11 protein-coding genes are annotated in these 12,756 nt (G+C 66.2%); 10 read left to right on the top strand and 1 reads right to left on the bottom strand.

Features of this window, described 5'->3' with window-relative positions; genetic code table 11:
* Positions 1 to 681 (top strand): CopD family protein (locus AX735_RS16935; RefSeq protein ID WP_066282617.1); only part of this gene is annotated, 681 nt, incomplete at its 5' end.
* Between the two features lie 122 nt (positions 682 to 803).
* Here the strand turns inward: AX735_RS16935 and AX735_RS16940 are convergent.
* Positions 804 to 2,204 (bottom strand): methyl-accepting chemotaxis protein, encoded by a 1,401-nt coding sequence (locus AX735_RS16940; protein ID WP_066282619.1) that lies wholly within the window; start codon positions 2,202 to 2,204, stop codon positions 804 to 806.
* A 203-nt stretch (positions 2,205 to 2,407) separates the two neighbouring features.
* Between AX735_RS16940 and AX735_RS16945 the strand changes: the two genes are divergently transcribed.
* The 9 genes from AX735_RS16945 (at position 2,408) to AX735_RS16985 (ending at position 12,724) form a co-directional block, all read left to right on the top strand.
* A complete protein-coding gene (locus AX735_RS16945) occupies positions 2,408 to 3,148 on the top strand; it encodes a cytochrome b/b6 domain-containing protein (protein WP_066282624.1) in 741 nt (246 codons plus the stop codon).
* A 15-nt stretch (positions 3,149 to 3,163) separates the two neighbouring features.
* Positions 3,164 to 3,835: a response regulator transcription factor gene (locus AX735_RS16950; protein ID WP_066282627.1), complete on the top strand. Its 672-nt coding sequence runs from the start codon at positions 3,164 to 3,166 to the stop codon at positions 3,833 to 3,835.
* Positions 3,835 to 4,851 carry a sensor histidine kinase gene (locus AX735_RS16955; RefSeq protein WP_066282630.1) on the top strand — a complete coding sequence of 339 codons (1,017 nt, stop codon included), beginning with the start codon at positions 3,835 to 3,837 and terminating at the stop codon, positions 4,849 to 4,851. The genes AX735_RS16950 and AX735_RS16955 overlap by 1 nt, the downstream gene beginning before the upstream one ends.
* A gap of 46 nt (positions 4,852 to 4,897) precedes the next feature.
* Positions 4,898 to 6,022, top strand: a complete 1,125-nt coding sequence (locus AX735_RS16960) for an efflux RND transporter periplasmic adaptor subunit (protein ID WP_066282632.1) — start codon at positions 4,898 to 4,900, stop codon at positions 6,020 to 6,022.
* Positions 6,023 to 6,026: 4 nt separating this feature from the next.
* On the top strand, positions 6,027 to 9,137 hold the full coding sequence (locus AX735_RS16965; protein ID WP_066282634.1) for an efflux RND transporter permease subunit: 3,111 nt from the start codon (positions 6,027 to 6,029) through the stop codon (positions 9,135 to 9,137).
* Positions 9,134 to 10,366 (top strand): TolC family protein, encoded by a 1,233-nt coding sequence (locus AX735_RS16970; RefSeq protein WP_066282636.1) that lies wholly within the window; start codon positions 9,134 to 9,136, stop codon positions 10,364 to 10,366. Before AX735_RS16965 ends, AX735_RS16970 begins: the two co-directional genes overlap by 4 nt.
* Before the next feature lie 540 nt (positions 10,367 to 10,906).
* Complete coding sequence (locus tag AX735_RS25290) at positions 10,907 to 11,281, top strand: hypothetical protein (RefSeq protein WP_137775297.1); 375 nt, start codon at positions 10,907 to 10,909, stop codon at positions 11,279 to 11,281.
* A 49-nt stretch (positions 11,282 to 11,330) separates the two neighbouring features.
* Complete coding sequence (locus tag AX735_RS16980; protein WP_082730817.1) at positions 11,331 to 12,533, top strand: TolC family protein; 1,203 nt, start codon at positions 11,331 to 11,333, stop codon at positions 12,531 to 12,533.
* Positions 12,530 to 12,724 (top strand): hypothetical protein, encoded by a 195-nt coding sequence (locus tag AX735_RS16985; protein ID WP_066044391.1) that lies wholly within the window; start codon positions 12,530 to 12,532, stop codon positions 12,722 to 12,724. Before AX735_RS16980 ends, AX735_RS16985 begins: the two co-directional genes overlap by 4 nt.
* Positions 12,725 to 12,756 lie beyond the last annotated feature (32 nt).

Genomic DNA, 12,756 nt, shown 5'->3' on the forward strand with positions numbered 1-12,756 from the left:
CTCGTCGGCGCCACCGATTTCGGACGGGCCGGGATTGTACGTGTCCTGACGGTTGTCCTCGCATGGGTGCCGGCGTTGCTTTTCCGGCCATCGCGCGCCAGCTCCAGCATCGCCGCGAGCCTTTATGGCGCCGCGCTCGGCACCCTGGCCTGGAGTGGCCATGCCGCGGTTGGCGAGGGTTTTGCCGGTTGGCTGCACCGACTGAATGACGCAGCCCATCTGCTCGCCGCAGGGCTCTGGCTGGGTGCGATCGGCTGGTTCGCGCTGCTCGTGCTGCGCGCCCATGCCGGATCCGATCCGGAGCGCACCATGGCGCTTGCGGCGGCGCTCAAGGGCTTTGCACCAGTCGGCGCGGCGCTTGTGCTGGTGGTGGCGCTGACAGGCGTCGTCAACAGCCAGATGATCTTCGGCCTCGGCCAGGCCCTGCCCGTTCTTTCAACACGCTATGGTCAGCTGCTCGTTGTGAAACTCGGACTGGTCGCGCTCATGTTGCTATGCGCCAGGTCCAATCGGTCGACAGCGCGAAGCATCCCGGACGCTTGGAACGCTGGCCCGGCCCCGGATCAGCAAGCGCTCCAGACCATGCGTCGAACGCTGCTCGTCGAGCTGCTGCTCGCGGTGGCGGTGATCGCCGTCGTCGCGTGGCTCGGACTGGCATCGCCCATGCCAGGCGACAGCTGATCGGGCAAAACCGTCTGAGAGAGCGAACGCGGCTCTGTCCGATCAATCAGCCAGTCGCACAACGCGCAAGGCCACAGCCAGGACCGGCGCGCAGACCCTGATGAGCGCCCGACCAGTCGAGGTCAGAATTCCGACCAGTCGTCCTCGTCCTGCACCGTCTGCAAGGCGAGATTGCCCGCCATTTGCGGCACCGCACGCGGCCTTGTACGCTGCGTCGGAGCGCTGGGCCTGGCTTTGGCGGTCGCAGCAACAGCAGTGCCGCTGAACCGCTGCACCACCATCGCCAGATCATTGGCCTCGTCTGCCAGGCTGCGCGAAGCGGCAGTCGATTGCTCGACCATCGCCGCATTCTGCTGGGTCATCTTGTCCATTTCGCCGACGGCAAGGTTTACCTGCTGCAGACGGCTCGCCTGGACCTGCACCGAGGCCGAGATTTCCGCGATGCGGCTGTTCACGGCCGCCACGCGGTCGCCGATCTGCAACAGCACCGATCCGGTCTCGTCGACCAGCGCCACGCCATCCGAAACGCTGGCCGTCGAAGCCTGGATCAATTCCTTGATGTCCTTGGCGGCGTCGGCGGAACGCTGTGCGAGCGCGCGCACCTCGTTGGCGACCACCGCAAAGCCCTTGCCTGCATCGCCGGCACGTGCGGCTTCGACTCCGGCGTTGAGCGCGAGCAGGTTGGTCTGGAAGGCGATGCCATCGATGACATCGATGATATTGGTGATCTCGCTCGCCGATTTCTGGATGGCGTGCATCGCATCGACCGCGCGATGCACCACAGCGCCCCCATCGGTCGCGGCGACATGCGCCTCGGCCACCTGGGTACCGACTTCGCCCGCATTCTTCGCGGTCTGCTGCACCATCTGCGTGACTTCCGCCATGGCGAGCGCGCTGTCGCGAAGGTTGGCCGCCTGCTGCTCGGTCCGCTGGGCAAGATCGTCCGACGCGGAGCGGATTTCGGTCGCGCCGTTCAGGACATTGCTGGCGGTCTCAGCGACCTTCGAAAGGATCGCCGAAAGCGCGGCCGTCGCATCGTTGAACGCATGGCTGATGGCATTGGCCTTTTCGCCCAGCGCAGCGTTGATCTTGATCGCATAGCCCAGATCGCCATCGCGCAGATGACCGAGCGCCGAGGTAACCTCGCCGATCACGTCCTGGAGCGCCGCATCCGATTCTTCGCGCGCCTTGGCATTGTCGCGGAAGATCAGCATGGCGCGGCTCATCCGGCCGACGCAGTCCTCGAAATGCCCATAGGGGATGGGCGAAACGAGATCGCCCGACGCGAGACCCTCCATCCGGACAACGGTGTTCACATAGGGATCGCATATGAGCTTCTTTGCGGTCAGCATCACGCCGACCACCGCTGCCAGCGCGAACAGCTCGACCAGTTGGATGCCCAGAAGGCCTCCGACACCGGACAATGTCACGACCAGCGGAATGGCAACCAGCGTGCCCAGCAGCATGATCAGAATGTCAAACTTTCGCCGGATAGGCGCATTGGCAGTGAAATACTGAATCATCGGTGATCTCCCGTCGCAGTGTGGAGAGCCTATGGGACTATGCCCAAATGCCTAACCAGTGGTTTAGATTCAGCCCCTCCCCCCAAATTTAGGGGGGTGGGTTCTGACGCGCGGTGTTCCCCCGAACAGTCTGTTTCCTTGGCACCCTGTCGTCAGGCTGCTGTCAGCCAGCTTGGGCAGAACGGACTGGACAGGAGGCTGGCATGACAAAGATCTTTCATCCCGCGCATTCTACGGTACCCGTCTGGGATCTCCCGACGCGGCTGTTTCACTGGTTGCTGGTGGCAGCGATCGCGATCGCTTTTGCATCGTCGGAAGAAGCGAGCGCCCTGGCCCCATGGCACATGGCCGCCGGATATCTTGCGGCGGTGCTGATCGTGTTTCGCCTGTGCTGGGGCTTGATCGGCAATGCCCAGGCCCGGTTCGCAAACTTCGTCAAACCCGGCGCGGTTCTGCCTCATGTCCGGGAGTTGCTGGCCGGAAGACCGCAGCGCACGCTGGGGCATAATCCGCTTGGCGGTCTGGCAGTGCTGGCGCTGCTTGCCGGCACGGCAACGGTCGTCGGCACAGGCATCCAGATGACGACAGGCGCAGGAAACGAGGATTTGCATGAAATCCTCGCCTTCTCGCTGCTCGGGCTGATCGTGGTCCATGTGATCGGCGTGGTGGTGATGTCGGTCCTGACGCGCGACAATCTGGCCAGGGCAATGGTTACCGGCCGCAAGCCCGGACCCGGGATGCGCATCCTGCGCGAACCACGCGTGCGCCGCGTAATGGCGAACCTTGCGGCGCTGGTGATCGTCGGCCTGTCCGTGTTCGGCATCACCCGTTATGATCGCGACGCCTTCATGCCCGGATCGCGCGAGGAAGCCGAACATGCCGAACATCATGCATCTGCCAGCGCCCTGCGCATTGTCGGTCAGGATGATCATGACGAAGACTGATCCGGGAGCTGCGCCTTGCGTCTGCTGATCGTCGAGGACAATGAGCGGCTCGCGGGGCTGATCGCCGAAGGACTGGGGCGGCGTGGGTTCATCTGCGACATGGCGCCTGACCTTGCTACGGCGGAAGACAGCCTGGCGGGTGCCGAATTCGATGCGATCATCCTTGATCTGGGGTTGCCCGATGGCGACGGGCTCGCCTGGCTGCAGCATCAGCGTGCCCTTCGCCAGCTGGTGCCCGCGCTGATGCTGACCGCGCGCGGTGGGCTGGAGGACCGGATTGCCGGGCTCGACGCCGGTGCGGATGATTATCTCGTCAAGCCAGTGGACATCGAGGAGCTGGCGGCGCGAATCCGGGCGCTGCTGCGACGGCCCGGACCGCGCGCGGTCAGCGTGCTGGAGAGCGGTCCGCTGCGCTTCGATCCGGTGACACGCGAGGCGCGGCTCGACGATCGGGTGATCGACCTGTCGCGGCGCGAGGCCGATCTGCTCGAGCTGCTGATGCGGCGGCTGGGCAGCGTGGTGGTGCGCGATGCGATCGAGAATGCGCTGTACAGCTTCAACGAGCCGGTGACCCCCAACGCGGTCGAGGCGATCGTCTCACGCCTGCGCCGCAAGCTCGAGGAAGCCGGGCTCGCCGGGCAGCTGCATACCGTGCGCGGCGTCGGCTACATGCTGCGGAGCGGGTGATGGAGCGGCCGACACCGTCGATCTTCCGTTCGCTCGCGCGCGGCCTGGCCGTGGTCGTCACCGGCGGCACGTTCCTGCTGCTGGGCGCAGTGCTGCTCGAATACTGGAGCAGTTTCGCCGCGATGTCCGCGCCCGACGCGCTGCGGTCCGCGCTGCGCGAGATGGCCGAACATGTCGTGCTGCCGGTGCTGGCGCTGGCCATCCCGATGATGCTGGCGATGCACTTCGTCATGCGCCGCGCGCTCCAGCCGCTCGCCGAGGCGACCGACAGGCTTAACGCGGTATCGGGCCAGGACCGCAATATCCGTGTCGATGACGCACATCTGCCCGCGGAAATCCTGCCGTTCACGACGGCCGTCAACACGCTGCTGGGGCGGCTCGAGCAATCGGCGGCGCAGCAGGAGGCCTTTGCCGCCGATGTCGCGCACGAACTGCGCACGCCGCTCGCGGCGATGATGCTCGAACTCGACGGGATGGAGGGGGAGCCGGCGGCACGGCTGAAGGGCGATGTCGCGGCGATGCGGCGGCTGATTGACCAGCTGATGCTGCTGGCGCAGATGGATGCGCAGGAGGCTGCGGCGACCGCGACCGACGATGTCGATCTAACCCAACTTGCCAGCGACGTGATCGCTCGCATCGCGCCGACGGTGATCGCCTCGGGTCGGATGATCGAGCTGGTCAGCGACGGCCAGCCGCCGAGCCTGCGTGGACGCCGCGAGGCGATCGGGGCCGCCCTGCGCAATCTGATCGACAACGCGGTGCGCGTGACGCCTCCTGCCGGCACGGTGCGGGTGATCCTGGATGGCAGCGCCGTCATCCGCGTGTCGGACGGGGGTCCGGGGCTTTCGGAAGAGCAGCTCGAACGGATGATTCGACGCACCGCGCGCGCCGATCACGCCAGTCCCGATGGCGCCGGCCTGGGGCTGGCCATCGTCCACCGCATCATGCAGGTGCATCGCGGATCGATCCGCACCGATCCAGCCTCGAGCAGCCTGATCCTCGATTTCCGGCAATAGCAGCCACTGTCAGGCAACCGTCAGCTTTGCCCGTCACGAGGTCGGGATGGACAGGGCAAAGATTCTCTACGCAACTCTCGCGGCACTGGCGATTGTCGCCGCCTTCGCTGGCTATCGGCTGCTCGGAGGATGGGGTCAGCCTGATGGTGCCGGTCAGGAAACGGCCGATATGTCGGTCGCCGCGGGAGCGCTCAGCGCGCAGCAATTGCGGCGCCTGGGCGTCCAGACTGTAGTGGCTGAGGCCGCGATGGACGTGCCGCTGGGCACCGTCCCTGCCGCCATCACCCTGCCTCCCGAAGCACAGGTGGCGGTGACCGCCCCGTTCGACGGCGCGATCATCCGGCTGCATGTCATCCAGGGTCAGCAGGTTTCGGCCGGACAAGCCCTGGCGACCGTCAGGAGCCGCGAGCCGCTGCAATATGGCGCGGAGCTTGCGCGCGCCCAGGCGCGGCTGGGCCTGGCCGAAGCCAGCGCCGCACGTACCCGTCAGCTGGTGCAGGAAGGCATTGTCGCAGGCGCGCGCGCCGACGAGATGAACGCCGCGATCCGCGTCGCGCGCACCGATGTCGCGGAAAACGCGCGCATCCTGCGCCAGGCAGGCGCCAGTGCCTCGGGCGAGGTCACGCTGCGCGCGCCGATCGCCGGGCGTGTCGCGGCCATGACCGCGCAGGTTGGCGGCCCGGTGATGGCGACCTCCGCACCCTTCGTGATCGAGAACAGCAGCGCCTTCACGCTCGATATGCAGCTGCCCGAGCGCCTGGCGGGCCAGGTCCGCCCCGGCATGCGCATCGCGGTCCCGGCAACGGGCGCGATGCCGGAACTGACCGGTTCGATCCTGTCGGTGGGCAGCTCGCTCGATCCGGCGACCCGGTCGATCATCGCCAAGGCGCGGATCGACGGAACGCCGCCGCTGGTCGCGGGCAAGTCGGTGATGGTCGTGATCCATCATGACAGCGCACAGCCCGGCGTCAGCGTGCCTTCGCGCGCGATGACCACCATCGACGGCAAACCGCATGTGCTGCTGCGGACCAGCAAGGGCTTCGCGCCGCGCGCGGTGACGGTTGCAGGCCAGTCTGGCGACCGGACGATCCTGTCCGATGGGCTGAAGCCGGGTGACAAGGTCGCGGTATCGGGCATCAGCGAGCTCAAGATGCTGCTGGCAGGGAACTGATCCGATGCTACGCAAGCTGGTCGAAGCCTCGCTCAATTTTCGCCTTGTTGTCGCCGGGCTTGCGCTGGCGATTGCGGCGCTCGGAGCATGGTCGTTCGTCAACCTGCCGATCGATGCCTTTCCGGACATCAGCTCGACCCAGGTCAAGATCATCCTGAAAGCCCCGGGCATGACCCCCGAGGAGGTCGAAAGCCGCGTCATCACGCCGATCGAGATGGAGATGCTGGGCATCCCCAATCAGACGGTGCTGCGATCGGTCGCCAAATATGCGATTGCCGATATTACCATCGATTTTGCCGACGGTACCGACATCTATTGGGCACGCAGCCAGGTCGCCGAGCGGCTCGCCAATGCCACGGCGGACCTTCCCGCCACGGTCGAGGGCGGGATGGCCCCGATCTCGACGCCGCTGTCCGATATGTTCATGTTCACCATCGAAGGCCCGCTGTCGCTGACCGAAAAGCGGCGGCTGCTCGACTGGACGGTGCGGCCCGCCCTGCGCACGGTGCCCGGCGTTGCCGATGTCAACGCGCTGGGCGGCATGGTCGAAACCTATGAGGTGCAACCCGATGGCGCAGCGCTCGCAGCTGCAGGCATGACCATCGAGGACCTCAAGGCCGCGATCGAGGCAAGCAACCGCAATGACGGCGCGGGGCGGCTGAGCGTCGCAGAGGAATCGCTGATCGTGCGCTCGGTCGGGGCGATCGCCTCGCTCAACGATCTCGCGTCGGTCGTGGTGCGCAGCGCGGGAGGGACGGTGCTGCGTGTCGGCGATGTCGCGACGGTGCGCATGGGCAGCCTCACCCGCTATGGCGCGGTGACGAAGAACGGTACCGGCGAGGCGGTGCAGGGTCTGGTCATCGGCCTTCGGGGCGCGGATGCCAGCAAGATCGTCGCCGGGATCAAGCAGCGGCTCGAAGAACTGCAGCCGACGCTGCCGCCGGGCGTCACGGTGAAGCCGTTCTACGACCGATCTGACCTGATCGGCCGCGCGGTCGGAACGGTGGAAAAGGCGCTGCTCGAAGCGACGGTGCTGGTCGTCATCCTGCTGCTGCTGTTTCTGGGCGATGTGCGCGCTTCGGTAATCGTCGCGCTCGCGCTGCCGATGGCGGCGCTGATGACCTTCATCTGGATGCGTAGCATCGGCCTGACCGCGAACCTGATGAGCGTGGGCGGGCTCGCCATCGCGGTCGGCATGCTCGTCGACGGCGCGGTTGTGGTGGTCGAGAATGTCGTCGAGCGGCTGTCCGATCCGAAGCATCGCGGCGCGACCAAGCTCAACGTGGTATTCGTCGCGACAGCGGAGGTCGCAACCCCGGTCGCCTCGGGCATGGCGATCATCGCGCTCGTCTTCCTGCCGCTGCTCACGCTCGAAGGGCTTGAGGGCAAGCTGTTCGCGCCGGTGGCGATGACCATCGTGCTGGCCTTGCTCTCGGCGTTGATCCTGTCGCTGACCCTGGTCCCGGTGCTCGCCTTCTATGGCCTCAAGCGCGTCGAGGGGCATCATGAGCCGGTCCTGATGCGGTGGATCACACCGCTTTATGCCCGGCTGCTCGATGCGAGCTTTGCGCATCCCCGCCGGGTCTTCATCGGCGCTGGCGCCGCTCTGGTGCTCGCGGGCGGGGCCTATGCGGTGACCGGCAAGACCTTCCTGCCGACCATGGACGAAGGTTCCATCATCGTGCAGCTGAGCAAGCTGCCGAGCATCGGCCTTGATCACAGCACCGCAGGCGACATGAAGGTGCAGAAGGCGCTGCTCGCCGATGTGCCCGAAATCGAGGCAGTGATCGCGCGCGTCGGCAGCGACGAGCTGGGGCTCGACCCGATGAGCCCCAACGAGACCGACAGCTTCCTGCAATTGAAGCCGCGCGACGAGTGGCGCCGGGGCGACAAGGCCTGGCTGACCGACCAGATCCGCAATGTGATGCACGATTTTCCCGGCATCGAGCCGACCTTTACCCAGCCGATCGAGATGCGCATTTCCGAGATGCTGACCGGCGCGCGCGGTGATCTGGTGATCAAGCTGTTCGGCCCGGATCTCAAGGAACTGTCGCGGCTCGCCGGGCAGATCCAGGCCCGGCTGGAGAAGATCGAGGGCACGACCGAGGCGATGACCGTCGCCAACGACACCGTCGACTATCTGCAGCTCGACATGGACCGCGTGGCTGCCGGACGCGCCGGGATGCCAGTCGATCTGCTGCAGGACATGATGCGCGCCAATGTCGAGGGCGTGCGCGCCGGTACCGTGACCGAAGCGGGACGCCGCGTGCCCGTAATGATCAAAGGCACCGGCGGCGCGGGCATGGACCCAGCGCAATTTGCCGATCAGCTCTATCGCGCGCCTTCCGGCCAGCTGGTGCGGGCAAGCGATGTGGCGCAAGTCCGCCAGGTCGCAGGCCCGGTGAAGCTGGAGCATGAAAACGGCTCGCGCTACGCGATGGTCCAGGCCTTTGTCGGCGGCCGCGATCTGGTCGGCTATGTTGACGATGCGAAGCGCGACATAGAGGCCAATGTGAAGCTTCCCCAGGGCTATCGGCTGGTCTGGGGCGGGCAGTTCGAGAACCAGCAGCGGGCCTCGGCGCGGCTGATGGTGGTGCTGCCGATCTCGCTCGTGCTGATCTTCCTTGTGCTCTACGCGACGCTGGGATCGGTACGCGCCTCGCTGCTGATCCTGGTCAACATCCCCTTCGCTATGGTCGGCGGGATCATCTCGCTCGCGCTTTCGGGCGAATATCTCTCCGTCCCTGCCTCGGTCGGGTTCATCGCGCTGCTCGGCATCGCGGTGCTCAACGGGCTGGTCATGGTCACCTGTTTCCGCCAGCTGCGCGAGGACGGTCTGAGCCTCGAACAGGCGGTGCGCCAGGGTGCGGCGCGGCGACTGCGCCCGGTGATGATGACCGCGACGATCGCCGCGTTCGGGCTGGTGCCGCTGCTGTTCGCCACCGGGCCGGGGTCGGAAATCCAGCGCCCGCTCGCGATCGTGGTGATCGGCGGGCTCGTCAGCGCAACGATGCTGACGCTGATCCTGCTCCCCATTCTCTACCAGCGCTTCGGCGAGAGCCGGGCAGAGCGCGACGCCGGCGCGCTGGGCGCTGCCACCGGAGAAGCCGCATGAAGCGCCGATTCGTCCTGATCGCCGCGCTGCTCGCCGGTTCCGCGCCCACGCTTGCCCAGCCTGGCCTGCCGCCCGAGCCACAGGTCCGCGAGGCGCTCGACCAGCATCCCACGGTGCTTGCCGCGATGGCGCGGGTCGCGGCTGCACGCGCCGATGGCGAGGCGCTGCGCGCGGGCCCGCACGAGTTCCAGCTGACCACCAGCGCGATCCAGCGCAGCGTCGATCGCGACGGCCGCTATGCCGAGTTCGATGCCTCGCTCAGCCGCCCGATCCGGCTGCCGGGCAAGGCGCGCCTCGACCGGCAGGCAGGCGCCTCGGGCGTCGCGGCGGCGGAAAACCGGATGGAGGATGCGCGGCATCAGGCGGCCCTGCTGCTCGCCGACTATTGGTGGGACTGGCTGGGCGCGGCGGCCGAGCAGCAGATCGACGCACAGGCGGTGCAGAATCTGGAGCGCTCGCTCGCCAGCATCCGACGCCGGGCAGAACTGCGCGATGCCGCACCGATGGAGGTCGATCAGGCCGAGGCGGCACTGGGTTCGGCGCGGTTGCAGGTGCAGCAATCGGCGGGCCGCGCTGAGCTGGCCAGGGCGCGGATCGCGGCGCAGTTTCCGGGCTTGGCGCTGCCTGCCGCGCCGGACGACCTCCCGCTGCCCGAGATGCCGCAGGCAAGCCTTGCCGAACTGCGCGCTCTGGTGATCGCGCGCAGCCACGAGATCGGCGCGGCCAGGGCAGAGGCTGAACGGATGCAGGCGCTGGCCGATCGCGCGCGGCGCGACCGCATCGCCGACCCCAGCGTCGGCGTTCGCGCGTTCAGCGAACGCAGCGGCCAGGAAACCGGGATCGGCCTGATCGCCACCATCCCGATCGGCGGGCGGCACCGCAGCGCGCTCGCCGACCGCGCGGGCAGCGAAGCGGCGGCAGCCGAAGCGATGGCAACGGCTGTCGCGTTCGACGTGCAGGAAATGGCCGATACCGATGTCGTCCAGGCCGATGCGGCCTGGTCCGCCTGGCAACGCAGCCGCGATGGCGCCAAGGCGCAAGTCGCCGCCGTGCTGAAAATGCGCAAGGGCTATGATCTTGGAGCGATCGACCTGGCCGATCTGCTGCTCGCCGAACGGCAGACGCAGGACATGTTCCGAGCCGAGGTGCAGGCGCGCACCGAGGCGCTGCGCGCGATCACCCGCATCCTGGTCGACAGCCACAGCATCTGGATCAGCGACGAGCTGTAGCGGACAGGTTCCTCGACGCTTCGGACACCGCAATATCCATTGCGACCCGTGGTGAAGCGGTCGGCAGCCTGCTGCAACGGTCGTTTTGAGATTGCCGAACCAGAATCCACGAACACGCATCTCAGACGGCACCGGTCCGAACTGCGGCTGGAAACAAACGCTGGTTTTCCGGGGCTTTGGCCCATTCGCGAGGCGCTCAGCGAATGGGTAATGGTGCCCAGAAGAGGCATCACATTCGGCCTATTTTTCCGCGTATTTTCAAATATTTATGGAATTCGGTTTATGCAAAGAGCCCACAAAAGGCCCGCAAAGACCGTCTAATGCATTGGTTCGATGCCTTTTTCGGGACTCGAAATTGAATTTTTCCTTTTGAAAGTTGGGCTAGATCAATATCAGCTTTGCGCCCCAACCCCTGCCATTCAGGGCTCATTGCGAAGTCGCTGATGGCCGACGTATAACCATAAAATACTTGCAGGGCGAAATTGGGTTTCGCAACCAATCGAATTGCCAATTGCGTCATTGCAACCTAATCAGGCAGGTATGTTCGCCCGTTTCGCTCTCCTCCTAATAGTTTGCGCGCTTGTCGTGCCCAAGGCGGCGTGGGGTGCGCATCTCGCGGGACATGAGCAGATGGCCTCGGCTTCTGCGGTGCACACGCACCACGCCGATCATGCGCATGAACACGCCGATGATGGCGTTGCGGCCGATGAACATGGTTCTGGCGATAACGCCCCCGATGAAGGCCTGACCCACGACCATAGCCCTTCGCTTTCGTTGGCAACGGCGATGCTGACGCCTGACGATCCGCAACTGTCATCCTGGTTTGCGCCTACAGACCTGCGTTTCGATCGCAGCTTTGCGGAAGCGGCGCTTTCACGCCCGGAATCCCTCCTGAGACCTCCCCGCACGGCCTGACGCATGTGCCGGGCGAGCGCCCGGCGTGTCAGCTCATGTGGAGGAATTCATGCCCAAATTGCGGATGCAGGTCGCATCCATCGCCCTCATTATAGGCCTGTGCTCAGCGCCCCTGCCGCTTGCCGCGCAGGAAGTTCTGACCGAAGATCTCGCGATCGCCCGCGCACTGGCGCGCGAAGGTATTGCTGCGCGCGACGATGCCAACCGGGCCGAGGCTGCAGCGGGAGTGTCGATCATCGGCCCGCTCGACAATCCCGAGCTTGAACTGTCGCGCGAGAGCGCGGGCGGGGAAAGCGAGTGGCAGCTTGGCATCATCCAGCCCATCGACCTGTCCGGCAGGCGCGGAGCCTTGCGCGATGCCGCGCGCAGCGAGGCCGAAGCAATTGAGAACGACATTGCATGGCGGCGTCAGCTGCTCGTTGCCGATACTCGCCGTGCCTATGTTGGATGCGCGGCAGCGGGCGCAGAATTGCAGGTCTGGCAAGCTCACGCAGCCGACCTAGCCGAAGCCACGCGCATCGCAGAAGCGCGCGCCCGCGAAGGCGACACAGCGGTCTATGACGTGCGCCGTACGCGCGTCGCGCTGAGCAGCGCGGAAGCGGAACTGCGACTGGCAACAGGTGAACGCGAAGCAGGCTGCGTCGCGCTGGCCGCACTGACTGGGATCGAAGACCCGCAAATCCCGCCCTCTGCCATGACCTCTCTGCGCAGCGGCGCTGCCACCGGCACCCGCGCGGACCTTGCCGCGCAGGAACAGCGGCTCCAGGCCGCGAGCCAGCGTGTCACGGCGGCACGGCGGGCAAGACTCCCGCAGTTCTCGGTCGGCGCAGGCGTCCTTCGCCGCGACGACGGGATCGACACGGCCTATGGCCCCACGGTTTCCATCGGCGTGACCCTGCCGATCTGGAACGGTGGCGGCGCGGCAGTCTCGGAGGCAGAAGCCCGGCAACGCGCGCTCGAAGCCGAACTTGCGATTGCCCAGCGCACCGCCGAAGCCGAGCAGCAAGCCGCCGCCACCCGCGCCGTTGCAGCGCAGGAAGCCGCCGTTGCGGCTGCCCGGTCTCGCGATGATGCTGCGCGGCTTGGGACCATCGCTAGCACTGCCTACGAGGCCGGAGAAATCGGCGTCGTCGAACTTGTCGATGCCTACGAAGCCCAGCGCGATGGCGAACTGACCGTCATCGCGCACGCACGGCGCGCCGCAGACGCCGCCATCACTTTCGACCTAGCAACAGGAAGGACCTACCCATGAAGAAGACCCTTATCCTCGCCGTCATCCCCGCCACTTTGGCGCTGGCCGCTTGCGGTGAAACCGCCACGGAAGAGGCAGCACCCGCCGAGGCCGCCGTGGTCGATGACGACAACGATGCGCCTGAGCCGGTCGCCGAAGAAGCCCATGACGATACCGAGCCGCACGACGAATCCGTGCCGCACGATCATTGATCTGCGGCTTTCATCTGAAACCCAACAAGAAG

This window comes from Blastomonas sp. CCH1-A6 (assembly GCF_001556365.1).
GTDB lineage: Bacteria > Pseudomonadota > Alphaproteobacteria > Sphingomonadales > Sphingomonadaceae > Blastomonas > Blastomonas ursincola.